General features: G+C 41.5%; 27 protein-coding genes. 3 read left to right on the top strand and 24 right to left on the bottom strand.

Annotated features, from left to right (window positions below):
* Window positions 1-94: 94 nt before the first annotated feature.
* Window positions 95-733, bottom strand: a complete 639-nt coding sequence (gene trmB, locus LQ203_RS00330) for a tRNA (guanosine(46)-N7)-methyltransferase TrmB (RefSeq protein WP_230154539.1) — start codon at window positions 731-733, stop codon at window positions 95-97.
* A 254-nt stretch (window positions 734-987) separates the two neighbouring features.
* Here trmB and LQ203_RS00325 point away from each other — a divergent pair, with 254 nt between their 5' ends.
* Window positions 988-1,278 carry a YtzH-like family protein gene (locus tag LQ203_RS00325; protein ID WP_230154537.1) on the top strand — a complete coding sequence of 97 codons (291 nt, stop codon included), beginning with the start codon at window positions 988-990 and terminating at the stop codon, window positions 1,276-1,278.
* On the opposite strand, the gene LQ203_RS00320 is transcribed toward LQ203_RS00325, so the two are convergent.
* The 8 genes from LQ203_RS00320 to LQ203_RS00285 form a co-directional block, all read right to left on the bottom strand.
* On the bottom strand, window positions 1,264-2,046 hold the full coding sequence (locus LQ203_RS00320; RefSeq protein WP_230154535.1) for a phosphotransferase family protein: 783 nt from the start codon (window positions 2,044-2,046) through the stop codon (window positions 1,264-1,266). The two genes, LQ203_RS00325 and LQ203_RS00320, sit on opposite strands and share 15 nt — an antisense overlap.
* A 310-nt stretch (window positions 2,047-2,356) precedes the next feature.
* Window positions 2,357-3,295, bottom strand: coding sequence for a diacylglycerol kinase family protein (locus LQ203_RS00315; RefSeq protein WP_230154533.1), 939 nt, complete (start codon window positions 3,293-3,295; stop codon window positions 2,357-2,359).
* Window positions 3,282-4,292 carry an NERD domain-containing protein gene (locus LQ203_RS00310; RefSeq protein ID WP_230154531.1) on the bottom strand — a complete coding sequence of 337 codons (1,011 nt, stop codon included), beginning with the start codon at window positions 4,290-4,292 and terminating at the stop codon, window positions 3,282-3,284. Before LQ203_RS00310 ends, LQ203_RS00315 begins: the two co-directional genes overlap by 14 nt.
* A gap of 28 nt (window positions 4,293-4,320) precedes the next feature.
* Complete coding sequence (thpR, locus tag LQ203_RS00305) at window positions 4,321-4,875, bottom strand: RNA 2',3'-cyclic phosphodiesterase (protein WP_230155337.1); 555 nt, start codon at window positions 4,873-4,875, stop codon at window positions 4,321-4,323.
* A 442-nt stretch (window positions 4,876-5,317) separates the two neighbouring features.
* On the bottom strand, window positions 5,318-6,556 hold the full coding sequence (locus LQ203_RS00300) for an Nramp family divalent metal transporter (RefSeq protein WP_290370496.1): 1,239 nt from the start codon (window positions 6,554-6,556) through the stop codon (window positions 5,318-5,320).
* Window positions 6,557-6,833: 277 nt separating this feature from the next.
* On the bottom strand, window positions 6,834-7,688 hold the full coding sequence (gene dat, locus LQ203_RS00295) for a D-amino-acid transaminase (RefSeq protein WP_230154529.1): 855 nt from the start codon (window positions 7,686-7,688) through the stop codon (window positions 6,834-6,836).
* A gap of 21 nt (window positions 7,689-7,709) precedes the next feature.
* The gene (gene pepV / locus LQ203_RS00290; RefSeq protein WP_230154527.1) at window positions 7,710-9,122 is read right to left on the bottom strand and encodes a dipeptidase PepV; all 1,413 of its coding nucleotides are present in this window, start codon (window positions 9,120-9,122) and stop codon (window positions 7,710-7,712) included.
* Window positions 9,123-9,268: 146 nt separating this feature from the next.
* Window positions 9,269-10,606 carry an MATE family efflux transporter gene (locus LQ203_RS00285; RefSeq protein WP_230154526.1) on the bottom strand — a complete coding sequence of 446 codons (1,338 nt, stop codon included), beginning with the start codon at window positions 10,604-10,606 and terminating at the stop codon, window positions 9,269-9,271.
* A 506-nt stretch (window positions 10,607-11,112) separates the two neighbouring features.
* On the opposite strand from LQ203_RS00285, the gene LQ203_RS00280 reads away from it, so the two are divergent.
* The gene (locus tag LQ203_RS00280) at window positions 11,113-11,847 is read left to right on the top strand and encodes an SDR family oxidoreductase (protein WP_230154525.1); all 735 of its coding nucleotides are present in this window, start codon (window positions 11,113-11,115) and stop codon (window positions 11,845-11,847) included.
* Window positions 11,848-11,928: 81 nt separating this feature from the next.
* Here LQ203_RS00280 and LQ203_RS00275 read toward each other — a convergent pair whose 3' ends face one another.
* The 14 genes from LQ203_RS00275 to LQ203_RS00210 all read right to left on the bottom strand — a co-directional run bounded on the left by LQ203_RS00275 (window position 11,929) and on the right by LQ203_RS00210 (window position 23,988).
* Window positions 11,929-12,414: a DedA family protein gene (locus LQ203_RS00275; RefSeq protein ID WP_230154524.1), complete on the bottom strand. Its 486-nt coding sequence runs from the start codon at window positions 12,412-12,414 to the stop codon at window positions 11,929-11,931.
* Between the two features lie 235 nt (window positions 12,415-12,649).
* Window positions 12,650-13,228, bottom strand: coding sequence for a signal peptidase I (gene lepB, locus LQ203_RS00270; RefSeq protein WP_230154523.1), 579 nt, complete (start codon window positions 13,226-13,228; stop codon window positions 12,650-12,652).
* A gap of 64 nt (window positions 13,229-13,292) precedes the next feature.
* Complete coding sequence (locus LQ203_RS00265; RefSeq protein WP_230154521.1) at window positions 13,293-13,676, bottom strand: DnaJ family domain-containing protein; 384 nt, start codon at window positions 13,674-13,676, stop codon at window positions 13,293-13,295.
* 187 nt (window positions 13,677-13,863) lie between these two features.
* The gene (locus LQ203_RS00260) at window positions 13,864-15,528 is read right to left on the bottom strand and encodes an immunoglobulin-like domain-containing protein (RefSeq protein ID WP_230154519.1); all 1,665 of its coding nucleotides are present in this window, start codon (window positions 15,526-15,528) and stop codon (window positions 13,864-13,866) included.
* Window positions 15,529-15,720: 192 nt separating this feature from the next.
* Window positions 15,721-16,131 (bottom strand): DUF4064 domain-containing protein, encoded by a 411-nt coding sequence (locus LQ203_RS00255; RefSeq protein ID WP_230154516.1) that lies wholly within the window; start codon window positions 16,129-16,131, stop codon window positions 15,721-15,723.
* 261 nt (window positions 16,132-16,392) lie between these two features.
* A complete protein-coding gene (gene cobA, locus LQ203_RS00250; RefSeq protein ID WP_230154514.1) occupies window positions 16,393-17,841 on the bottom strand; it encodes a uroporphyrinogen-III C-methyltransferase in 1,449 nt (482 codons plus the stop codon).
* A 13-nt stretch (window positions 17,842-17,854) separates the two neighbouring features.
* Window positions 17,855-18,670, bottom strand: a complete 816-nt coding sequence (locus LQ203_RS00245) for a uroporphyrinogen-III synthase (RefSeq protein ID WP_230154513.1) — start codon at window positions 18,668-18,670, stop codon at window positions 17,855-17,857.
* A 179-nt stretch (window positions 18,671-18,849) separates the two neighbouring features.
* Window positions 18,850-19,392: a hypothetical protein gene (locus tag LQ203_RS00240; protein ID WP_230154512.1), complete on the bottom strand. Its 543-nt coding sequence runs from the start codon at window positions 19,390-19,392 to the stop codon at window positions 18,850-18,852.
* Window positions 19,393-19,518: 126 nt separating this feature from the next.
* Window positions 19,519-19,800, bottom strand: coding sequence for a hypothetical protein (locus LQ203_RS00235; protein ID WP_230154511.1), 282 nt, complete (start codon window positions 19,798-19,800; stop codon window positions 19,519-19,521).
* Between the two features lie 164 nt (window positions 19,801-19,964).
* Window positions 19,965-20,675 (bottom strand): DsbA family oxidoreductase, encoded by a 711-nt coding sequence (locus LQ203_RS00230; RefSeq protein WP_230154510.1) that lies wholly within the window; start codon window positions 20,673-20,675, stop codon window positions 19,965-19,967.
* A gap of 74 nt (window positions 20,676-20,749) precedes the next feature.
* Window positions 20,750-21,205, bottom strand: a complete 456-nt coding sequence (locus LQ203_RS00225) for an Rrf2 family transcriptional regulator (protein ID WP_230154509.1) — start codon at window positions 21,203-21,205, stop codon at window positions 20,750-20,752.
* Window positions 21,206-21,430: 225 nt separating this feature from the next.
* Window positions 21,431-22,189 carry a TIGR03943 family protein gene (locus tag LQ203_RS00220; RefSeq protein ID WP_230154508.1) on the bottom strand — a complete coding sequence of 253 codons (759 nt, stop codon included), beginning with the start codon at window positions 22,187-22,189 and terminating at the stop codon, window positions 21,431-21,433.
* Window positions 22,189-23,199: a permease gene (locus LQ203_RS00215; RefSeq protein WP_230154507.1), complete on the bottom strand. Its 1,011-nt coding sequence runs from the start codon at window positions 23,197-23,199 to the stop codon at window positions 22,189-22,191. Before LQ203_RS00215 ends, LQ203_RS00220 begins: the two co-directional genes overlap by 1 nt.
* A gap of 120 nt (window positions 23,200-23,319) precedes the next feature.
* The gene (locus LQ203_RS00210) at window positions 23,320-23,988 is read right to left on the bottom strand and encodes a YdeI/OmpD-associated family protein (RefSeq protein ID WP_230154505.1); all 669 of its coding nucleotides are present in this window, start codon (window positions 23,986-23,988) and stop codon (window positions 23,320-23,322) included.
* A 784-nt stretch (window positions 23,989-24,772) separates the two neighbouring features.
* On the opposite strand from LQ203_RS00210, the gene LQ203_RS00205 reads away from it, so the two are divergent.
* Window positions 24,773-25,276: a DinB family protein gene (locus tag LQ203_RS00205; RefSeq protein WP_230154503.1), complete on the top strand. Its 504-nt coding sequence runs from the start codon at window positions 24,773-24,775 to the stop codon at window positions 25,274-25,276.
* 226 nt (window positions 25,277-25,502) lie between these two features.
* Here the strand turns inward: LQ203_RS00205 and LQ203_RS00200 are convergent, their stop codons facing one another.
* The gene (locus LQ203_RS00200; protein ID WP_230155333.1) at window positions 25,503-26,315 is read right to left on the bottom strand and encodes an ABC transporter permease subunit; all 813 of its coding nucleotides are present in this window, start codon (window positions 26,313-26,315) and stop codon (window positions 25,503-25,505) included.
* Window positions 26,316-26,334 lie beyond the last annotated feature (19 nt).

Below are 26,334 nucleotides of genomic sequence, written 5' to 3'. Positions count from 1 at the left end.
GGCAGCCTTATTGCTTCTGCGCGCAAAGAGCGCATTGATCTATTCTTAAACCACATAAAAACCAGATGCAGTGCACCTGGTTTCTAATCGAACATTATTGGAACATTGCTTCCAATCGGTATATCCGGTTTCCTTTACTCGAGAACTTCTCTTCATATTCAGTCATGATATTACCTTCAAAGCTGCTGTTATGCAGATCAAGGCTTACATATTTCAAGAGCAGGCCGTATTCGGATATACTCTTCAATGAAGATTCGAATAATCCTTGGTTATCCGTCTTGAAGTGAATCTCTCCCTGGTCTGGCAGGATGCCTTCATAAACTTCAAGGAAGGTCTTATACGTTAACCGACGTTTAGCATGACGTGATTTCGGCCATGGATCAGAGAAATTCAAGTAGACGCGATCAACGTCACCTTTTTCAAAATATTCCCCTAAGTTCGCAGCATCGACATTCAACAGCTTTAAATTTGGCACTTCCGCCTCAATCAGCAAGTCCAGTGCAGCTACAATGACGCTTCTATATACTTCTATTCCAATGAAATTCACATCAGGATGGGCCTTCGCCATTTCTGTAATGAAACGGCCTTTCCCTGTACCCACTTCAATATATAACGGATTATCGTTACCGAAAACTTCATGCCATTTACCTTTATGGCTCACTGGTTGCTGAATTACATATTGTGGAAAATCATTCAAACGGTCTTCAGCCCAAGGTTTATTTCTTAAACGCATGATGACACCCCTATTTATAAATATAATCGTTCAAACCATAACACGAGTGGATGGATTCCTGCAAGTTGATTTTTTCAGGAAAAGCCTGCATGTACCCACTGAATCAACAAAAAAACCACCGTCCATCCAGGCGGCAGTCTCTGTAGTTTTCATGTATAAAACTTTCCGCAAAACACACCATAAATAAGTGAAGGGCAGGCGAAAACAACCTGAGAATCCCTTAGATCCATATTTAAGAAAGGAGAGAAATTATAATGCCACTTTCCCATGAACATCAAATGTCACTATTGAAAGATATATTAACCAATCATCAATCAGACTGCTGCGGATCCGTTTCTGAATGTGAGCAGGTTGAAAGGCTCGTCAAATCCTTAATGGTCAATATGGATATTGATAGCAATGTGAAAACGATACTGACAGAGATTTACGAATACAGTCAGACAGGCATCGGTGCCGCTGATTTAGATGCACATATTACAACCCACCAGAACGACTTATCCCAGTGGGTGGATGACATGGATCAATACGGATCAGTCAACCGTTAATAATGCTTCAAGTTTTTGCAGTAAATCATTTCTTTCCTCGTACCGCTTTCTACGATGATGCCATTGGATGGAAAGCACAAGTTGTGAAACCGTGTGCCATTTCATCCTCATCTCCAGGCCTGCGTCAAGCTTCTTGCCATATCGGGCAAGCCACTGCTTCCATTCATTCCTTGGGACGTAAGAATACAGAAGTATGCCGAGGTCAATGGCCGGATCGCCAATGACCGCTCCGTCCCAATCAATTAGGAACAATCCGTCGGTTTCCGTCATAAGCCAATTATTATGGTTCACATCACAATGACAGACGACTTTTTCGTCACATTCAATCAACAGGAGATTGTTCTGTAAAAAATGAATGGCTTGCTTGATAATCGGGATTTCCGTAACATCCGAAGTTAACCCGGTTTCTATGTCTGTAAGTATACTTTCAGGTCGTAAAGGGGATTTCCCAAGCCTTTTGAGCATGCTTAACAAAGGATCGGATTGATGAATTTTTTGAAGCAGCTTTGCGACTCTTATATTGTTCATTTCCTGCTGAGATAGCTCCCTGCCTTCCATCCAATGCTGGGCCGTAATTACATCCCCATTTTCCAGGCGTTTTGTCCACATTAACTTTGGAACAATGCCCTCAGCTGATAGAACAGCTAAAAATGGCGATGAATTTCGTTTAAGGAAGAGCTTCTGCCCATCTTTTTCGGCAATAAAGGCTTCTCCCGTAGCTCCTCCAGCAGGGGATATATCCCACTCCTGACCTAATAAATGTTCCAACTGGTTCACCTTCGATTTCCTCGCTTAATCATACAAATGTGGGTACGTTCACCTAGTGTATGTATTACCACTACTTTGAGTCCATGTTTAATAAAAAATCCGCCTGCTGGCGAAGCTGCATATATACGTGCATCGGGATGACACCCGCAATTAAAAACATCCTCATTTTTGAGAAATAAAAAAATAGCTATTGAGCAATTTAACAATAGCCATAAATTAAATTTTAGTTGAAAAACGGTTTCTTCGTCAAGTACTATAAAACGATTATACGCATAAAACAAAAACAAATAAATCATTTCATATTTTTGTATCAACTATCATCCTTGAACATGACGCGGATTTTCTCCTTCAGAACCTCTACAGCTACTTCATCCATTCCAACAATTTCTCCATCCGATTGGATTTTTACTGACCCGTAATTCTTCATTTTCATCGTTTCTCCAGAAAAAGCATCAACGTTTTTAATGTGCAGGTGACCGCCCCATAAAACGGTGATGAATACGCTCAATAATTTCAACCATGAAATATCATGGACCGCAATCACATTCAACCTGCCATCATCCGGCTTTGACATCGGTGAAATCTTCATTCCGCCGCCAAAGTACGGCTGATTCGCAATGACGATGAACCAAACCTTTTTCAATAGATGCCGATTTCCATCAACGATCAATTCCATGCAGCTAGGCTCATATTTGAATAACTTTTTTAAAAATATGAACAGATAAATTAATTTACCCGCTTTGACAAAATTAAACCATTTTTTCAAAAGCGAACGGTCGGATTCAAAGGAAATTTCCGCATCAATCCCCATACCCAGGCTATTCATAAAATAACCAACCCTACCATCCGTCTCAAACTGTCCAATGTCAACGAACCTGCAGGCGTTCTCCTGAAATAAAGAAAGGGCTTCTTCCACACTCTTTGTTTTTTGAACGCCCCTTACATAATCATTGCCAGATCCAGCCGCAAGTGCTCCGATGATTGCATGAGGAAAACGAATGGCGCCATTTACCATTTCATTTATCGTACCATCTCCCCCGACAGCGATCACCCTTGTTTCCTGATTCGTCCCTGATAGGATTTCCTTCGTCAATCTTAATGCATGCCCCTTTTCTCTCGTAAAAAACACTTCATAAGGAACACCTTGTGATTTCAACATTTCCTCGGCTTTTTTCCAAACCTTCATACTTTCTTCATTTCCAGCCATTGGATTGACAATGAAATACAGTGTTTCGTTAAGGTGCGGCATGCTCATTTCCCTCTGTTTGGTTATTATATTCCGAATCCCATTCCGGTCGCAGGCTGGATGTAGTTTGGCAATATTCCAGCAATGCCTGAGCTCCTTTTAATTGCTGTGCCTTAAGCGGAGATGAAATGGAACGCATTTTTTCAAACCATTCCGGGAAGGTCCGCTTATCCAATATGGTCATATCATATGGAGTTTCAAGATAATCCACATAACCATTTCGCGATAGAATCACCTTTTTTATCGGCACATTCACTTCATATAGCTCAAATAACTGGGAGACGATGTTCCCCATCCGATTTGCACCCAATAAAGGATTGAGCACTTTTTTATCAGGATGCTTATGATGCCTGCGGACCCAGAACCGATCGCTTGAACCGATGAAAGCTGCATCTTCTTCCGCTTCCAGAAAAGTGATGCACCAAGCGTCAATAGGGGTCAATAAAATGACATCGACTTCAACAGGGGCGTTTTTCAATAGAAAGATAGGTTTATATAATACGAGAAACGTATCCGGAAAACGCTGCAGAAAAAAGCGGAGCCTTTCATCCAAAAAGAATGTTTGGTCCACAAATGACTTTTCACGAAGCGTCGAACTCCCCCATTTCATTTGAAAGCGGAGCAATTGATTTAAAAAATTCTGCTTTAATTCATCCACACTAGCTGGACGGTTCGGAAATCTCAATGAAAATATATTGGGATTTTCAACCTGGTTCGATATTAGCAACTCTTCTGCCTCTGCCTCCTGTTTATCCGTTCGGTGAAATATGCCTTTCACTTTTTTGAATAAGCCCTTTGACTCTTCGTGAGGCGCGTCAATTTTGACCTCGATTTCACCCGCGTCATATTCGCTATACAATCGATCTAGCTCGCCCGCATCATATGCAGCCTTCAATTTATCCCATTGCTGCTTTTTCAGTCGTGCAAATTGTGTTGGATATCGATAAATATCCTGCTCATACCGGGAAATATAATCCTGCATCTTTATGAGCTGTGCCATTCGACCACCACCCATCTTTCTTTCTCTATTATTGAAAGTTTATCGTGATTATCTTTTCGTATGAAGGGAAAGCTCCGAGATGTGTTTGATAAAGCGCAACCTGGACTGCTTCAAAATGCTCACCCTCCAAATTGGCTATCTGTCGGACGCCCTCCAGCGAAAAGGGACTTTCCCCCTCGTATTTTCTTGCTAGCGTTATATGGGGCTTAAACGGCTTTTTATCAAGTTCAAAACCCGCCTCTACACATGAGTCATAGATTTTCTTTTGAATGGTAAAAAGCCTTTCTTGCTTTTGGACACCTGCCCAAAGAATTCTTGGACTTTCATTCTTGCCAAAACCACCGATACCGTCAAGTTTCAGCTCGAATGAGGTCTCATCGGCAAGCTCCCTTTCGACACGCTCCAAAGCATCCTTTTTCAATGAATCGGGAGCATTACCCAAAAACGCCATCGTAATATGATAATCGGCTGGATGCAGCCATTTCTTAAATGGAAACTCTGACTTCAGTTGTTCCGTTACAGCATATAAGTATGCCTTTATATCATCAGGTAACACTAAAGCAAAGAAAAAATGAGTATTCATGGTCACGAACATTCCTTCCTGTTTTCCCTATAATTTTACCATAATTCCCATTGGATATACCCCCACTCGTACTTGTCTTCATGATATTCCGACTGGGAAAATCAATCCGTAAACAAGGGTTTAGAAGGGCCGAATTGTTCATGTTCTAGGTCGGATTTTCATCGTTGACGGACGATTTGTTCATGCATTAGGTCGGATTTCCCCGGTGACGGACGATTTGTTCATGCATTAGGTCGGATCCCCGCTGAGAAGGACGATTTGTTCATGCATTAGGTCGGATCCCCGCTGAGAAGGACGATTTGTTCATGCATTAGGTCGGATTTTCCGCATTGACGGACGATTTGCTCATGCATTAGGTCGGATTTCCCCGGTGACGGACGATCTATTCAAAGAACAAATGATAAGCAAAGAAAAAAGGACCAAAAATTGGTCCTTCTCCCCTTTAGCTGAACAGTGTTTCATAAAGCAGGAATAAGTTCAGCCCGATGATAAGTATTGCAATAAGCCAGGCAACGCTCGTGGTGATTTTATGATTAACCAGGTTGCCCATGATGTTTTTATTGCTAGTAAACATGATCAATGGCACTAAGGCAAACGCGATTCCAAACGAGAGTATCACTTGACTCATCACAAGAGCTTTAGATGGATTCACTCCCCATAATATGATGATCAGTGGTGGAACGGTTGTAATGACCCTTCTCAAATAAATCGGTATATGCCTTTTAATGAATCCCTGCATGACTACGTCACCGGTCATTACACCAACGGAAGAGCTTGATAAACCGGCAAATAATAATCCTATTCCAAAAAACATCGCGACAGATGGTCCAAGCATGGCACCAAATTGGTGGTAAGCCACATCCAAGTCTTCTACAAGTATTCCGTTCTTATGAAATAGGGCAGCTGAAACAATGACCATGGCAGCATTGATACCACCTGCAATCAACATGGCAATGACAATATCAATTAGTTCAAAACGGAAAATCCGCTTTCTTTCCAAATCATTTTTACCGACTATTCTCTTCTGAGTTAAAGAGGAATGAAGGTAAATTGCATGTGGCATAACGGTCGCTCCAAGCATACCCGCTGATAGTAAAATACTGTCCACCCCTTCGAATTTTGGAGTGAAGAGTCCTAAAACAACAGCCGAAGTGTCAGGTTGTGCATAAAAAACTTGAGCACCAAAGGCAAGCACTACAACAAAAATCATGACCGTGATCAAGGCTTCGAATGTACGATACCCTCTACGCTGGATTTCCAAAATGGCAAAGGAGCCAATTGCGGCTATAATGGCCGATGTGATAAGCGGCAAATCAAAGAGCAAATAGATTCCAAGTGCAGCTCCTATGAATTCTGCTAAGTCTGTTGCCATGATAACGGCTTCGGCCTGAATCCATAATAAGAATGAGGTCTTTTTCGAAAATTTCTCCCTGCATAATTCAGGAAGATTTTTCCCAGTTGCTATCCCTAGTTTAGCTGACAGTGATTGAATTAATACAGCCATTAAATTAGAAGCGAAGATAACCCATAATAACGTATAGCCATATTTTGATCCGGCTGTAATATTGGTGGCATAATTCCCCGGATCAATATAGGCCACAGCCGCTATAAATGCCGGTCCTAGATAAGGAAGCAGTTTTTTAAATCCTCTGGAAGAAGATTGATGCAATACATCAGACATATCTATCTCAACTCCTTTTACACGCAACTCAAAATGTTGCAATGGGTAAACTTTTTAGGTTATTAGCAAGTATATTCCTGAATCTTGAAAATGTCAAAAAGGACAAACTTAAATTTTCAAAGGTTTTCTACCGCATAAGGAGGATGTTATAAACGTTAAAAACACAGGCGGGTAAAAAGGATTCGGACATGTTTTCCTTCCCTTCCGGCATACACCTCAGAGATTGCTGAAAAATAAAAAAAACCCCTTGCCAGTTATGGCAAGGGGATGAACACATTTATTTAACCGGACCGCATTGCCTCTCGATTTCCTCAGAAAACAGTTTCTGCAGTCTTTGGGTTATCGGACCGGGTTCTCCGGAACCAATCGATTGGCCATCGATATTAATAATTGGTGTCACTTCAACGCTTGTGCTCGTATAAAGGACTTCGTCGGCTGCCATCATGTCCTCGACTGTGAAGGCTTCTTCGACATAGGGAATTCCATGATCAGCGCAAAGCTTCAGCATCACTTGACGGGTAATTCCATTCAGGATCAAGTTTGTGGCCGGATGCGTTTTAAGTAATCCATCCACCACGATTGAGACATTGGACGAACTTCCCTCCGTCACCGTGCCATCACGATGCTGAATCGCTTCGTCACAGCCAGCTTCCACCGCTTGCTGTTTAGCCATTATATTACCCAGTAGATTTAAACTCTTGATATTACAGCGCAGCCAGCGAATATCCTCGGTCGTAACTCCCTTGACCCCTGGCTTCATTTTTCCTGTATAAGGAGTTTCCTTCGTATAGGCAACAAAGACCGGTTCCACCTCTGCACTTGGAAACGCGTGTGTACGCAGAGATACTCCTCTCGTCAACTGCATATAGACGATACCGTCCTTCAGTTGGTCTTCAGTGATCAGCTCTTTCATACGGGTCTTGATTTCCCCTACAGTATAGGGAACTTTCATCTTAATCAACTTCGCGCTGTCCATCAGCCTGTTCAGATGCATGTCCCCCGCAAATAATTCGCCATTATAAACCCGGATGACTTCATAGACTCCATCACCGAATTGATATCCCCGGTCTTCAATATCAACCTTTACTTCCGACCTGCTTTTAAGGTCGCTGTTAAAAATGATTTTTCCCATATTTTCTCCCTCTTTAGCCTCTTATTTAGCCAATTCATGAATGGCACGTGCATAAATGGACGTAGCCTTAAGCATATCCTCAATATCAATATATTCATCTTTCTGATGCGCAATGTCTTCGCTGCCAGGGAAAAGCGGGCCGAATGCAACGCCTTCCTTCAACGAACGGGCGTAGGTGCCTCCCCCAATGGAAAGGAGTTCAGCTTTATCACCTGTCTCCGCTTCATAAACTTTCTGCAACGTCTTAATCAAAAAGCTTTCACTGTCCACAAAATGCGGCGTTGAATGCGAATTGGTCTTCACTTTCAAATTATATGCCGCAAGCCTATCTTCTAATGCCGCCTTTTCCTTGTCCCATTCGAACGTCACCGGATATCGCATACTGAAACCAATCGAGCTGTCCCCCTGTTTGGAATAATTGAAAACGCCGGCATTGACCGTCAATTCACCCGTTTGCTCATCCGAATATGCCACACCTAAATTATTTCCGCGGGAATCTTCAAACAAACGATCTTTGATGAAAGAGAAGTAAGCTTTCGCATGCGGATCAAGAGTATGATCAGCTAAAAATACGGCTAAATGCAGACCTGCATTCTTACCATTTTTCGGTTCCATCGCGTGCGCCGAGACACCGTTCAATTCCAGAAGCACTTGATTTTTTTGCGGAACAGCTTGGCCCTTCAATGAGTATTTTTGCAAATAATCCTGGTAGTTTGCCACTACTTCAGCAGGGTTAGCCGCCTCCACAAGTGCCGTTGCAAAATCCGGTACCATATTCGTCCTTCGACCTGAAGAAAATTCCATTACGTTCACTTCAGAGTTCGTACCATTTCCTACATCGGCTGGTTGTATAACAGAGAAATCCCAGATTCCTTTTTCCGCACTGATGATCGGGAAGTCAGCATCTGGTGCGAAGCCCATCGTGGGCATTTCCTCCACTTCAAAGTACCGGTCAACGCAGCGCCAGTTCGATTCTTCATCGGTTCCAATAATCATCCTCACGCGTTTGTTCAAAGGCTCCCCTAGCTCCCGTACCAGCTTCATCGCATGATAGGCAGCCATCGTCGGCCCTTTATCATCGATTGCCCCACGAGCATATATGCGGCCATTGCGGATTTCAGCTCCAAACGGATCCGAACTCCAGCCATCCCCTTCAGGTACTACGTCGACATGGCATAATATCCCGATTAACTCCTCGCCTTCACCCATTTCAATATGACCAGCGACATTATCAACATTTTTCACGGTAAAACCGTCTTTTTCGGCTAATTGAAGCATGAAATCAAGCGCTTCCTTCACCCCTTTACCGAATGGGGCCTCCTTAGTCGGATGTTCTTCATCCAGTACACTTTTTATTTTCAATAAATTTTGTGTGTCCAGTAACAGGTCCATTTTCCGTTTTTCAACTTCTTCTCGCCAATTCAATTCATTCAAAATCGACAACTCCTCTTTTATATATATTTTTCATTTTATCACTTTTACTATCTTATTCGCCAAATGTTGCTACCTTTTCTTCGTATTCCCGTATTATCGCTAACGTCAAACTACCGATAAAGTTCCCTACACAAACCCTCTTTTCATTAAAAAGAAGATGATTTCATTAGACGATCGTCATCCATCAGCTTTGTTACTTTTCGGTTCAGTCTTGGGATGTATAATGCTAAAAACACTGAACGCCCTAAACTGAAAGCCAGGAATGCAAGCCATAATCCATGATTGCCATGATGCGGGACTGCTGAAAATTGGACAAATAGAAAAGCCAATAGGGCAAGGAGCATCGAGTTCCTTACAGGAACGGCTTCAGTCGCACCGGTAAACACTCCATAGAAAATGAGTCCGATAAAGGCACTGAAAGGGAATAAAACAATCCAAAGTCCGTATTCATGGGCCAGTTCGATGACTCCTGGAATATTCGTGAAAAGCAGGATAATCTCATCGCTAAATAGATAGTATGATACGGCAAGTATGAAAGAAGCATACAAGCCCCACTGCGCCGATAGTGAGAGAGTTTTGTTATAAAGGTGTATATTTCTTGAACCGATGGCCTTCCCGACAAGGAGACTCGAAGCGTTAGCGAATCCATCAAAGCAATAGGCCATCAGATAATGGATTTGAATGAGTACGGCATTGGCCGCCAGTGTCTCTGTCCCGAAAGTGGCTCCCTTGGCCGTAAAAAAATTGAAAACCGTGATCAGACAAATGGTCCTGATGAATAAATCCCTGTTGACCACCATCATTTTTTTCAGGGAAGCCCGATCGAACCCCTCCAGTAATGAAAATGCATCCGGGACGTTAACCGCTTTCCGGATCACCCACAAGCCCAGTAAAAAAGCGGCAATTTCTGATATCAATGAAGCGGCAGCAACGCCTGATACAGACCATGAAAAGCCATTTACAAAAACCAGGCATAAGACAATATTGATCACGTTCATGAAAACTTGTATGAACAAAGATGTTTTGATCTTCGATTTCCCGATTAACCAGCCTAAGATGACATAGTTCAATAATGCAAAAGGCGCACCCCATATCCGGATGCCGAAATAATCTGCAGCAAAGGCGGATACTTCCGATCCCGGACCAATTGCGCCTAACGAAACATGCAAAATGGGTTTTTGGATCACGATAAAAAGAAGACCTATAATCGCCGCTATGAAAAAAGGCCGAATCAAGGCCATCAGGCTTTGCTTTTCATCCCTTGCACCCTCTGCTTGTGCAGCGAAGGCAGATGTACTGACCCGAAGAAAACCAAAAAGCCAATACATCGTATTAAAGATAATCGTTCCGACAGCTACGCCGCCAATATAAGCGGGATCACTCAACCTTCCAACCACAGCCGTATCAACCGCACCGAGCAAGGGCGTACTCATCGTTGAAATCGTAAGCGGAATGGCCAAGGAAAGATACGTTCTGTTATTCATACATGGATGATCTCCTTTTTACATTAAATTTCAGAAAAAACCAAAATTGGAATGACGTTATAAAAATTTGTATTAAAAGTACAAAAAGATTGCAGTATTCAATTTTACTCACTAGAATTGAACTTATCGTGCTCCCCGACAACAGTTGCCAGGAATTCGAGGACCCTAATTGCATGCAATGCCTCTACAAGATTACTTGTGAATCGTTTCAAATAGAACGGGTTAAGCATTTAGATTTTGCCAATCTATGGGATCAATATTTGAATATTAAATGATTGATAACGTTTTCAACTTACAGCGATTATGGGCAGTCCATTTAAATATATCAACTATTGCAAACATGCATCCACTTTTTATCCAGCAAGAAAAAGTAAAGGCGCAAGCCGGAAAATAAAATGCTTGACGGATTCATCCAGAAGGAATAGTATTGCTCGTTGATAATATAACTTTTGAACTAGCTTTGACATATATTCATGGTTATAACAAACTAATTGGGAGTGATCATGATGGGAAGATTGACTGATAAAGTAGCCATTCTCACTGGCGGAGCATCTGGCATGGGCAGGGAAATGGTAGACCTATTCACAAAGGAAGGAGCACAAGTCATTGCGGCTGATATCAATGAAAAAGCTGTAGCTGTTGTAAATGAATTGGATAACGTCCATGGAACTGTACTTGATGTATCTTCAGATGAAAGCTGGAAAAAGGTGACGGATGAAGTGATCGCTAAATTTGGCAAAATCGACATTTTGGTTAACAATGCCGGGATATCAACAGAAAAAGGCATTAACGATACGACATTGGCTGATTGGCAGCTAATGTTAAGCATTAATGGATTTGGACCTTTCCTTGGAATGAAACACGTTGTTCCTTACATGGCTAAAGAAGGTAAAGGCGCAGTTGTGAACATTTCTTCCTTTACAGCTCAAATCGGTATGGGCTTAAACTCTTATTCAGCTTCCAAAGGTGCCGTTCGTGCTATCTCCAAGGCAGCTGCAACACAATATGGCCGCATGGGCGTCCGTGTCAATGCCGTATTCCCTGGTATCATCGAAACACCAATGACACAAAAATTAGAAGAGTCAAAAGAGTTAGTGAACCAAATGATCAAGGCAACTCCATTACAACGTTTGGGTCAGCCGGCGGATATTGCAAATGCCGTGCTTTATCTAGCATCCGATGACGCTTCATACGTAACTGGTGCCGAGCTGGTCATCGACGGTGGATACTCCGCTCAATAATAAAAGGCAGAAATGGAAAATCCCATTTCCGGAATCCAGAAACGGGATTTTTAACCTTGGAATAGCTATTGGAGTAATAAATTAAGTCAACACACCAATGAAATAGCCAAAAGACGTAAATACCAAACACCAACTAAATGCTCCTGCACCTGCAAAAATGAAATACTTCCGTTTCTCCATTCCGTTCATTCCGGAAAAATAACTAGCGAAGTGGCGAACACCCGGGATGAAATAAGCAATGATAAGGGTCCATGGACCGTATTTATTGAACCAACTCTCCAGCTTTTCCACCCTTGCAGGAGTCATTTTGATCCACTTACCATACTTTCTCAAAAAAGGCTTACCCACCTTTTTCCCAATGAAATAACTGATCAGCATCCCAGAAATCGAACCAAGAAAACTTACGAGGAATGCCCCTTGGACATTCAAAACAGAAATGGATGACAAATAGCCGACAAAAGTCATCATAAACTCATCAGGTACAGGCAAGCCAATAATCCCAATGGCCAGCAGTGCATATATCGCAAAATAACCATAGTTTGATATTAGTTCTTTTACCATGTCCATCTTTAGTACTCCATCTCAGTCACCCTTTTTACAAAGTAATCCAATTAATAATGCGGGCCTGGTTAACGTGATTACTTCTTTTTAATAGGATAACCTAATTTAACCTAAAATGAGTTGATTTTCATAAAAAAAGTAAAAAAAAGTAGAATAAACACGTTTTATGTTGAAAAACTTGAATGCGAAATGAATATTTGCCAATGATAAAGCGGACTCGATGACCGAGTCCGCTTACGTCTTAATTCACGATTTTTATTTCCTTGATTGGCCAGTACACTAGATTCGCCTTGCCGACGATTTCATCAACGGAAATCGTACCGATTTCACGGCTATCCAAACTATTTTGGCGATTGTCCCCCATAAGGAACAGCTGATCGTCCGGCACTGTCATACTGCCTGTAATATCCTCGAGCTTGAAGGATTCGGTCAGCGGCATTCCTGCCATCTCATTCTTATATTTGTCCAGGTATGGTTCTTTATAAGCTTTCCCATTAATATAAAGCGTATCATCTTTATATTCGATATGGTCACCTGGCAGACCGATAACCCTTTTTATATAATCTTTATCTGCCGTTGCATGAAAAACGACAATATCAAACCGGTCGATGCTATCGATATCGGTTCCAAACTTGGTAAGTACAATTCGTTCGTGGTCTTGCAGAGTTGGCATCATTGACTCACCGTCCACGACAATGGGAGCAAAAATATACGTTCGAATTAAAAAAGCTAGAATGACTGCAATCACAATCGCTTTAATCCATGAAAAAACTTCTTTTCTGTTTTCCAATCGAAGTCCCTCTCTCTGTTTTTTATTCATGCCATTATATCATAATCCTTTCATAATCACGTCATACAAATACCCACATTTTGTACATTATCAATTACTTCCATTTTCCATACTGGATTTCAACGCTTTCCAACTCTATTTCCCTACGTTGCATTTTGGGCGGACAAATCCCATTATATGTACGTACTTTCTCATTAATATCTTCAATTCGATTGTTTAATTCAGATTCTTCTTCATTCATTTTTCTCAAGCGAACCACCTCGGCTAGTGCTTCCCGAATTTCTTTTTGCCATTTTATCCAAAGCGGAAGAAAGCCGGCATCTTTGGCCTTCGCCAAGAAGTTATCATACATATTTCCCGAGAGCGCCGACTCCGGAAGTGGTTTTCCAAAGCCAGGATTATTCTTTAGACCGCCGTTCTTTTCATAATCGAGGAAAATCTGATCCATCCAGTTTACATGCCCCTGCTCTTTGCCCATAAACAATCCCCCTTCAGATCATTTTTACATCTTTTTACAATCATAACATTTTTTATCAACATTCACTCACCTGAAATATCATTCAACACACACTTTCTACTATTATATATGCCTTGCTTTCCGCAAACCATATTCATTCATTCCAATAAAAAAGGATTCCAATATTAACGGAATCCCTTTTTGCCATCTATTTAACAGTGATTTTCCTTGTTACAACTGCCTTATTCTTCGATATATCCGTCACTGTGTAAGTCAATGTATAGGAACCTTTTTTCTTCGTATTTACAGTCCCTGTTATTTTGATCTTACTTGTCAAACTTCCATCCAGATTATCTTTCGCGGATACACCGGATTTGGAATTGAATGTCGAGTTATAGGCAATGGTTTTACTTTTGGCTCCGGAAATGACGGGCTTGGTGCTGTCTATCGTAATCTTTCTGGTGACAGTACCTATATTTTTCGATTGGTCTGTGACTGTATACTTTAATGTATACGTTCCCTTTTTCTTCGTATTTACCGTACCCGTCACCTTGATTTTACTAGTCACGTTGCCATCCAGATTATCTTTCGCCGTTACGCCTGATTTAGGATTGAATGTCGAGTTATAAGCGATGGTCTTACTATTGGCTCCGGAGATGACGGGTTTGGTGCCATCTATGGTGATTTTTCTGGTGACTGTCGCAGTATTTTTCGATTGATCGGTGACCGTATACTTCAATGTATAGGTGCCCTTTTTCTTCGTGTTCACTGTACCCGTCACTTTTAATTTACTAGTCATGTTGCCATCGGCATTATCCTTGGCACTCACGTTTGTTTTGGGATTGAATGAAGAATTAAGTTTGATGGTTTTATTCCCGGCACCTGAAATCACTGGCTTAATCGTATCCTTTATAGGAACCACTGGACTTGATAGCCTATTGGAGATGTAAGCCGATGAAACATACCCCTTCATACTCTTGTCTTCCGTTTGTACGGGATACCAGACAAATTTATTTTCCTTAGACTTGTCATAGACAAATTCACCCGTGATGATCAAGATGGTATCCTTTGACACTGTTTTGTAGCCAGACGAGGTACTTGCTTGTTCCCGTATTTTCACGCTGGACGACGTCACCACTTTGTCTCCTGCCTTGAACCAATAAACAGAGTCATGCGTTTGATCAGCCAGTGTGTATACAAGATTTTTAAAGATGATATTTTCAGTGCTTTCCCGATCATATTGAAAGTCCGTTGTTTTGAATGGATATTTTGCTAGTATTGTATCATTCAAATAGCTTTGGTTTTCTATCTCGGCAAAAACTTCCTCTTGGTAGGCATTCACATTTATTTTCCCGTTTTCCTGGTAAAGTGGACTGTTAACCGGTTTTGTCCCATTGTATGCCATGACAGGGAAATACCAATTTTCGATGACCCTGCGTCCCGCGCCTGTTATTTTCGGCAGATCATAATCATTTCTTGAATACATACCGCTCAGGACCTCGACGCCAGCCTCGATATTGTAGACTATATCATTTTCCAGCTTTTTCTGGTCATACCCAGTTTTATTGGTAAGCTGCATTAGACCGATACCGCCATCGGCGGATATAATCGGTTTACCGTCATCATTAAATTGTCTCCAATCCCCATTTTCCTGTGTAGCCACAGCTTTTACCACTTCAGGGGGGATTTCAGCCTTAATTGCCGCATTCGTCAGTAAGCAGTTAATCTTCTCATGGGAAGGGTTTTCATTCGGTTGGATTTCACCAAATGATGAGCACGCATTGGTTAATCCAGACTCAGCAAAAGCCTGTCCATTGAACATGCTGAATGTTAAACTGGTCAAGATTCCAACCTTCATTATAGATATCTTCATCAATCGTAAACTCCAGTCTATTTATATTTAAATCTATAATTATAGTAACATGATAAACTGGTCATTGCAGGCATAAAAAGGTATATTACCCTAAATTATCTTGTATCTGCCAATTCTCAGAACAAAGGAGCTTACCCATATTTTCGGGAAGCTCCTTTGTTTTCAAATCACAAAACTATGTATGGTGCAAGATCATACGATTACTTCCACCGGTTCTCTTGGTTTCCTTACCAAACACATGATACCCGGTACGATGAAGAAGATAAGCGGCCATACATGAAAGATCGTCAGTATACCTGTAATGATCAATAAGATTCCTGCTGGCTTCGCTTTACCTCCTTTTAATAGAAAGATAGCGATCAAGCCGCCTGCTAAGGCAAGGAACAATGATATGATACCCGCCCATAGTATGCCCATGAATAACTTGATAGACATATCAACCTCAGACGTTGAAAACTGTGAATCTGTTATGGATGAGTAGTCCACCATTTCCGTCAAATTGATACTGTTGATATAAATTGCCGCTAAAATCGTCACGATCAAAGAAATCGCAGCGATACTCACGCCAATGATACTTAATACGAATTCCCATGTGCGTTTCAATTGCTTCGCCCCCCTAGAAAAGTCACTTATATATAATACCCAATCCGGGAAGGAATAAAAGTCTTTTATACCTTCATCGACAAAATCCTGATAAGTTCATTTGGCATTATCATCAATAAGACAAATGATCGTAAAATTAATCCGATGAAAGGACCAATCTGAGCTTGACTCTTCTCAAAAAAAAGACAGGTGATAATCAAAAAAAAACACCCATCCATCCTTAAAAAGCTGCAAAATGGAAAACGGCCTGGATAACAGAGGCTAAAATACGTTCCTCTTCGCAATCAGCGCCACCATTTGTTCGACAGAAGGTTCTTTGGGCATCATATCCAGTGAAAATCCTAATTCTTCAAGTCTCTGGCCAGTACTTTTCCCGATTACCCCGATGGAGGCGTGATTTAGCAACGCTTCAACATCCACGTCAGCCTTGTTCCCGTATTGCATCAGCACATCGACTGAATGCCGATTCGAAAAAAGTACCGTATCAACAGCTTTCTCGACTAGCATTCTCGGAAGAATTTCAAGGAATCTTTCATCGACAAATTTATCGATGGATTGAAAATAATCCCCGTCCCCGTAAGCAGGATCTCTTTGGTCCTTGCTGCGATCTCCAATGACCAATAAGGTTCCGGCTTCTTCCATCTCGGATTTGAGCTCGGCCATTAGTCCACGTTGCTGTATAACCATCTTCGATTTTCTTGATATTACATAAAGTTTTGAAGAAATACGGCGGAAATCAATAGCATATTCAGTGAGTAAATCCAAGAATCCATGGACACTTTCAGGTGAAGTGAAGAGAATGCGATCATATAAAAGAAAAGAGAGCAGCTGACTTTCATCTATTTTCACTTTTGCAGTCATCCATTTAGGAAACTCGATGACATCGCCCCCAAGTTCAAGCAGGGCTTCGGCCATGGAACTCTTTGCCGTTCCGGTTCGGGCCACTAAAAATTGTTGTCCGTATAGTGGCTTCTTTTCGAACCATTGCAGTTTTCCCCTAAGTGAAATGATATCTCCGACCAAGGTAATTGCAGGGTTTTGAAGCGACCTTTCATTTACCCTTTCGACGATATCGTCCAATGTCCCCTCGACCGTTTCTTGTCTTCCATATGTACCCCATTGAATGACGAGCACCGGCGTGTTCCCGGCCTTTCCATTACTAATCAAATTTTCGCGGATATAGGGAAGGTTGGTCACTCCCATATAAAATGCTACAGTATCTATACTATGTACAAGACCTTTCCAATCTATATCCTTCTTCGTACGGTCATGGCCTGTCACCATCGCAAAGGAACGTCCGTAATCCCGATGCGTAACGGGGACTCCTGCATACATGGCCGCGGCAATGCCTGAGGTGACCCCCGGAATGATTTCAAATGGGATCCCTTTATCTTTTAACGTTTCCGCTTCCTCCCCAACTCTTCCAAAAACGGCAGGGTCGCCGCCTTTCAAACGGACGACGCGATGTCCTGCCGATGCATTGGACACAAGCAGTTCATTGATTTCCCCTTGACTGATGCCATTCGTATATGGTGTCTTTCCGCAATATATCAACTCACAATCAAGAGTGGCAGCCTCCAATAGTTTGGGATTTAGCAGCCTATCATATAATATGATATCCGCTTTTTCAATCGCCTTTTGACCTTTTACGGTAATCAGGCCCTCATCACCCGGCCCTGCCCCGACAAAATAGACCTTGCCTTTGGTCATACCACTCTTCCCCCTATCTGCTTGCAATTCCCTGATAATACTTCACCAGCTCCACCATTGCACTGCCCATCCGTTGGTCTTCAGGATAAATGACCCGCTCAATTCCTTCATCGATTACGACCTGCGCCGTCACTTTTCCGACTGCAAGAGCAATTACCTCGGATGTAAACAAGTCGATTATTTTATCCTCCACACCTTGCTCACGGACAAACTTCATTAAGTTACGCGGCTGCGGTGCACTTGTGAACACAACGGAATCAATTTTTCCTTCAAGGATTTCTTGGGTCAGCTGTTGCATCGTTTCTTTTTCGGGCGGTATATGTTCGTATGGAAGGATTTCATTATGTTCCACTTTTTGTTCATCCAACCAGTTCATCAAAAGAGGCGCTGGATCGCCGTGAAGCTGCAAAGCGACCTTTACATCTCCAGACAGATGGCCTTCCAGATTGCGAACGAGCCCTGCCGTACTGCCATCATCATCACGGATTAATGGCTGCAGTCCGAGTTTTTTTAGCATATTCACCGTTTTATAGCCCCGAGCAGCTATCTTCATAGACATCAAAGCTTCTATGAAACGATCTCCCGCTTCCATCTTCACTGCCGTTTTATATAATAGTTCCGTCCCCACTCCCGTCGTGAGGATGATCCAATCGAACTCCCCTGCCATCAATCGGGTGACATCTTCTTCTAAATGGGAATCATCAAGGAATACCGTCCCCTGTGCCGGACGAACAAGCGGGACTCCCCCAAGATTATGAACAATCTTACTAAGTTCTTCCGTCTTCCTCGCTCCCAATAAAGCAATGGTCTTGCCATTAAGCTTACTCATCCATGTTCCTCCTATATGTACATTCAATTAAATCTATCTCACCCATTATACAAATTTTCAGTCTTTGAAACTATGGAAAACATATGACACTTCAAAACCCATGTCTTTTCTTTTATCTTATTTAAAACCATTGAACCCCATACAGCCAGTTTAAGTACCCCTACAAATAATCTCAATGATCATTTCCTCATATCCGAATATACAAGCATTAAATCGGCTACCTCTTCACCATCACACGAGATGCAATGTATGGCAGCCGACTTAATGAATGCTTCACCATCAAGTTTCCCCACTTCGTTCACCATTGAAATTACAAATATATCATCTTCCAGGTATTTAATAAAACCTTGAACATCCCCGTAACCACTATTGAAAAGTTCAACAGAAACCATGAAGTTATTTTCATGTGCAAAATCCAGAAAACTCAAAAGTAAATCTTCATTTCCATCAACGAATTCAATATGATTTTGTTTTTTTTCCAAATATAATTTCTTGATTTTCTTAATGTATTTCGTATTGACATTCATTTGGTGGATGCTGTCCATATAAAGCAAACTGTAACCATCATACATCCCTGTTGAAGCAATATTAGCTACCACGACAAAGACATCCGACACTTTTAAGATCATAGCCACACCGAATTTCCTTACATCATTTGCATCCGAGTATAATTCGACAAGTTCTTCTCTTTCCGCTATCTTAAGCAAATGTTTTTTCATCATTTAATTCCCTTTCTCCAAAATGTTATATATTCCCCTTTCTCCATGAAACGTCCATTTCCTCCCTTAACTTTTTTACCCAGTAAAAAAGACTGCCACCAGGACAGCCAGATTCAAGATTTTCACTTATTAATTTTTGTGCAAGGCCCTTAGGGCAATTTGCTCATGTTCCTTTTTCACAAAAACATCATATTGAGCAGTTTCATGGCGATTTTGAATGTGCTCGGAACCTAAATTCATAGGCGTTTTCGTTTTGAAATGTATCCCTTCGCTTTCCAATTTCGCTATCACCTTAAAATAATTATCATGTCCGAATGCCGTATAGATACACGTCCAATATTTATAGGAAATTAATTTAGCAGTTAATACACATGCAAACGCGACAACAAGTATTCCAATTATGATAAACACTTTTTTAGCTCCTTTTCATTTCGGATCTTTCGGTATTGTCATCCATTACACTATATTCTTTGCCCTATACACTATTTCCTTTTTAAACTGAACTTCTCTTTAACCAGACCAATCTCCCATAAAAAAGAGACCCCAGTTTCAGGTCTCCATCTACACATCAACTTTTATTTTTCCGGCACGTTACAAGAACCGTCCGTACATGCTTCGCCTGCTGCTGGATCATTCACCATTTGAAGCGGATTTTCCTCAGCCCAAACCTTTTTCAGCGTATCCAGGAACGCCTCTGTTGGCTGAGCGCCGGAGATGCCATACTTTCGGTTAATGACAAAGAATGGAACACCTGTAATTCCCAGCTGACTTCCTTCTTGCTCATCCCCTCTTACTTCCGCCGTGAATGCTTTCCCTGCCAGCATGGCTTCCGCCTCAGATTTTTCAAGGCCGGCTTCTTCAGCCAAACTGGCCAATGTAGCATGATCGCCAATATGTTTGCCTTCCGTAAAGTATGCTTGGAATAGGCGTTCATTCATTTCATTCGCTTTACCTTTTGATTCAGCAAAATGCATCAAGCGGTGGGCATCAAACGAATTCGTTAAGACCACCTTGTCCAAATGATAATTAAGTCCCAATTCTTTTGCCTGTTGGGTCAGGTTTTGGCTGCTCGCTTCCACGTCGGCTTGCGACATGCCGTATTTCTTCATAAGCATTTCAGTTTGGGTCATATTGATATCCCGTTTTGCCTCTGGATCCAACTCAAAACTGCGGAACGTAACCTCTACCTGATCTTTATTTTCAAATTGTTTTAAAGCCTCTGCAAATCGATGCTTCCCTATATAACAAAACGGACATTGATAATCCGACCAAATTTCTACCTTCATGTGAATACCCCCTCATTTTAAATGCAATCGCATTAAGCACATTATATATTTTAGGGTATCCTCTTGCAAGGATATTACCCTAGACACTCATTTTCAAAATTGGTGAAGTCGACCTTTTTCATGAATTCTTCTAATGTATAGCCCTTTAATAGGCGCAATGTTTCCTTTTCGGCTTCGTTCATGATTTCCTCCAAAGCCGTATCCAACTGCTTCACGACTTCACCGCATTCGCTCGTCTCCATACACACAAGACATTCCGGCCGTACCGTTTGATACACATCGGCCAAAGTAAGCTGTGACGCAGGCACCTTCAAGCTATACCCGCCATCCCTGCCTTCCTTAGTTTCGACGATCCCCGCAGATGCTAGCTGAGCCATCACCTTTCTTAAAAAAGTGGCATGTGAATTCACCTTTAAGGCGATTGCCGAACTTGTCAGGAGCTTTTCGCTTTGTGCGAGCCAAACCAATGAGTGAATGGCAATAGCAAACCGCGGCGGTCCAATTTGATTGTTGCGATTACCTGAAGACATGCTTATCCCCCCTTATACCACAGTCCATAGTAAGCCCATTATACTATGTTACGTTCTCTTAGAACAAATGGACTCTTTGACTTAATAAGCCAGGGATATTCCTTGGCTTATTTTTTCAAGCTTTAAATCGATTATTTTGACCGTTTAGCAGCATTTTTCGGCCTTTACCTGGAAATTCCGGCCGATACGCAGCTTTATTCGACCGTTTCACGGGATATTTCGATACTACTGGATGATTTGCACATTCTCATATAAATAAGCTTCTTCCGGTGCCTTTATTTTCTTCGACTCTTTCAAGTCGATCACCGGCACGGGTTCACCTTTATAGCTTCCTTTTTTTAATGTACCAGTAATGGTGTACCAATCATTCGTCTTCATCCCTTCCACATTTCCGTTGACCATATATCCGTATAACGTTGCATCCACTACACAGCAGGACATGGAGAGGCGGGAGATGGCCATTTGTTTTTTCGTAAATGTATCCTCACGATATATGAAACCCGAAAGTTCTATTTCCTTCCCCTCGATCGTATCGAGGTTATTCAGTAAATCATCCAGTACTTCAAAATAATTATCATCCGTTACGGAGATTTTCTCCTCATTCGCATGTTTCCCTGAATCATACGAACTTACCTTCTGTGCCTGCTGCTTCGCCATCCCTCTATTTTCCAGCACTTCCCCGCTTAATGTAAAGTCAGTCAGGATGAAGCCAAGAAGAATCGGAACAAAGAACAAACTATATTTCAGGACCAACGATGAAGACTCTCCATTCGATTCGCAGTCACAATGATGTACACCGTGTTTTTGTTTTTTCAGCCGGAGTAGACTGATGACTAAAAATGCAAAAAGCGCCGCCAATGCATAGGGAACCATTTTAGGTGCAATCAATTTCGTTAAATGACCAGAAACATACAATTTAAAAATCATGAGACCCAATCCAAGCAGCAGTAAGCCCTCAAGTTTTTGGATAAAATATCGTTTCATCACACTCCCCCCTTACTGATCAATCCGCCAGCAATCAGGCATAGGCTAAAGACAACGGCGAAAACAAGCAATACATATGTGATGACAAAGCTCCGTTTAAAGCAGGACATCATGATCAGGACATTTTTCAAATCCAGCATGGGCCCAAATACAAGGAAACCGAGTATGGAGCCTGGCAGAAAACTATGGGAAAAGGAAGCGGCAACGAATGCATCAGCTGACGAGCAGAGCGAAAGCACAAAAGCTATTCCCATCATCAACGCCGTCCCTTTTATCGGCGCCTGCCCTATATCGGCCATTACTGTTCGATCCATAAGCACTTGAAATAGGCTGGCAAACAAGGCACCGATGATAAAGTATCTGCCGACCATAAAAAATTCCTGTGAGGTATGAACGATGAAGCTTGTCCACTTACTGGAGGGAATATCGTGGTGATGATCGTGAACTGGTACTATCTTCTCCTCTTTGACCACATCTTTATTGCTGAATATATAAATGAATAAACCTACGATCACGGCCGTTAAGACACAGAGAATGATTCTCCCGTATAGAATGGACGGATTATTTTGAAACGCATAATAAGTTGAGCCGAACACTATGACATTCAATATTGGGGCCGTTACGAGTAAGACAACACCTGCATGTACCGGAATACCCTTTTGAACGAGCCTCCTCACGACCGGAATGATGGCACATTCGCAAACTGGAATGATCAACGCTGCCCCGATTGCAGCAAAAATGGCCGTCAAGGGGCTTTTTGGTATCATCCGCTGAATGACTTCTTCACTGATGAACAGCTGGATGAACGAAGATGCAATGGCACCGAGGAACAGGAATGGAATCGATTCTAAAAACAACCCCAAAAATACGACGCACACAGAATGCAGCATCGGGTAGCCCGAGAAATCAATTACTTTTGGCATAAACACATCGCCTAGAAAAAAGAATGCCAGCAGCAAAAACAACAGCGTCCATAACAGCAAATTGACCGTGTATCGTTTCAATAGCATGTTCAACCACCTCGCAAATCATAATTATTACGATTTAAGTTTTGATTCGGTCTAGTCTATGCTTTTGATAGGATGAACATGACAAAAAACAGAAGAAGAATGGAAGACAATCTTCCACCCTCACTTATTTCTTCGATATAGATCCCTAGTCTTGTAGCCCTCTCCTAGAATCATTTTCATTTCCTGGCGCCGCTTTACTTGGGTCGCCTCTTGTTTTGCACTATAAACGTAGCGAGCCCAATCTTTACGATATCCTGGTGTAAGGGATTGATAGAACGCAAGTAAATCAGGGGAATCCTGCAAATCTTTCTCAATCTCCTGAATCATTTCGATATAATCATCAACTGATTGGCTTGCTTTGGTAGATGAACGGTTTCTATTTTTCGAATCTTCTTTTAGCCCGACTACGGTAAAGACTTCATCCAATCCAACCATACGTGCAAACTTTATGTCACTTGAGCCAACATAACCGTTTTCATCCGCACCAAGGCCCTGCATCAAATCATCACGATGAATATATGTAGCATATTCCTTATTCCCCTTCTTGGGATATGCCACATACATATAACCGTTTTTACTCAAATGATTTTTCTCTATCACCTTATTCACGATTCTTTTTAAAGAATCCATATCTAATACAAAGGTAAATATAAGATCATACGCACCTTCTTTAAGCTCTGTATCGTAATTCGGCAGCTCCGCTAAATAATCCGCCCCGGATGGTATATCCAAGACTGCCACCCGTTTATATCTATGTAAATTCAGTTTTCCGACTATTGTTTTAGTCATCGCATTCACCCGACCATTTCGTTCAGTTTATCTTCAGTTTAAAAGTTTCCCATTTGGTCCGCAACTTTTGATAGTCTATCCTATTTAAAACGGCAAAAAAAAGACGAAGAGTAAACCCTCCGTCTTTTTTATTACAGGGCATAGATTTAGAATTCCCCCAGCTGTAAGCATATAAATTTTTTTACCCTTCTCTTTTCAGTAATGAAGTTACTTTTAATAAAAAACATCTCTATTTTTTATGATAAACTTATATGGTAGAGTGTTATGAAAAGAAGAAACTCCTGCCTGCTCTTTTTTTTGACTCACCTTATATGAACATTCGTGATTTCTGTTAACCACGTAATGGGGTCAATTACAGGCATAAACCTAAGTTATGCGCATAGCATGATAGGGTATCGCTGCTCAAGAAAAATCAAATACCTGGAAATGCAGACCTGACTTCAGATCTATTTCATCCGTTAACAAGCAGAAGAGCCGATCTTTGAATCCTGGTCTTACCAATGAAACAAACCTTTTCGAGGTATCTCTTAACACTCTCACTCAATAGAAGCCTTCCTTACAAGCATGATGTCGCACCCCTACAATCATGAATCACACATATCCCAGCAATGAATCGAAATCATGAATCCATTTGTTCTCCAGATCGGTTTAGAGTGTTTTTTAATAATTCACCATCTTCTTAGTTTTTTATGCATTCGTCATGCAGTCCGATATCCCTTTATTTTTCCTATATCAAAAAATCAGTGATGCTTTCAAATGGGGTGTCACAAATGGGGGAGTTCATATGAATTTTATCGAGTATGATTTGCTATTTGCATCAAGAAACCAATTAATAGAGGAAATTACGGATTTGGATGAAAATATGCTGCACCATAGGCCTGTGCCTGAAGTATGGAACGTCGCCCAAATTTGTCATCACTTATATCTCACGGAACAGGTATTTACTGAAGCTATAGCTCATGGCCTTGGCGAAAGGGATTTTCATAATATCATTCAAAAAAACATTTACTTCGTTACTGATAGAACAAGGAAATTCACATCCCCTGATATCATTTCACCCTCTCCAAACCCATTTCAATTATCGAACCTCATGGATTTACTGGGAGAATCAAGGGATCGATTATTACAGGTTCTTTATGATATGGATACAGATACCGTCTTAAATAGAAAGAAGGCCAAGCATCCGCTGTTCGGGGACCTATCTTTGGATCAATGGATTGAATTATTATCCTTACATGAACAAAGGCATGTCAAACAAATACAAGAAATAAAGGCCGCCCTTATTTAAGCCTTCAATGACAATATCGGCCATAATTATTCGTAATCAGCGGTCGACAAGCTAAATGGAGCATACGCTTTGTTAGTCATACCTATCGATTTTCAAACAAATAAAGAGACCACTTCATTTTGTGGTCTTCTTTCATGCATACTATAGAATCGAACGCAACTGTCATGGGCTACATAGAGTGCTCGAAAAATCAAATGGATAGATAGACAGAACCCATATTTATCTATCAAGATAATACTTTTAGTTTCCTTTTGATCTGTGTTGCGAAGATTTCAAGACAGATTGCAATTATCAGGATAAAATAAGTGATTGCTCCAATTTCACTCAAGTCAAAGTAAAATCCACTTGCCATGAACATATCGAAGCCGATTCCGCCTGCGCCTGCAGCTGCCCCCATTGCTACCGCCACTGCAAAATTGATTTCAAAGCGCATGAAAGTCCATGAAATGATGTAAGTGATCGAAGATGGAATGATGACTTGGAACACGATCTGCCACCAATTCGCACCGCTTGCTTGCAGAGCTTCTATAGCACCTTTATCAATTTCCTCGAAGGATTCCGAGTAGGCCTTTACAAGGTAACTTATGGAGTGAAACGTCATCCCTATAACTGCCGCAACACTGCCCAATCCTGCTGCGACTGCAAAAATGAGTACCCATAACACGGTAGGAACGGCTCTAATCAGGGCAACCGATCCCTTTATGATAACCGATAATGGCTTGGACGAGATATTTCCAGCCGCTAATAGTCCCAACAACATGGCGATGATTGCACCAAATAGTGTCGTTAAGAAAGCTAAACCTAATGTAATCGACACTTGATAAAGCGCTTGAGTAAAGGTAAAGTGCTTCAAATGCGGCTCAAGAAACATGGTCTTCAAATTGTCGACGGTCAATAATAGCGCGTCCCATAGTTTAACATCCTTATAATCAAAACTGGCAAATGCATAAATAGTCAAAACTGCAAGTACCAGCACACTCAACCTAATGGCGATTGAAGATTTCGAGAAGGGCTTTTTGGATAATCGTTCAAGTAGCATTTTATCTAACTCCTGGCCA

Origin of the sequence: Peribacillus sp. Bi96, assembly GCF_918698115.1 — a bacterium.
In the GTDB taxonomy this organism is placed as follows: domain Bacteria; phylum Bacillota; class Bacilli; order Bacillales; family DSM-1321; genus Peribacillus.
The sequence above is the reverse complement of the archived record's forward strand: the minus strand, read 5'-3'. Positions and strand labels throughout refer to the sequence as shown.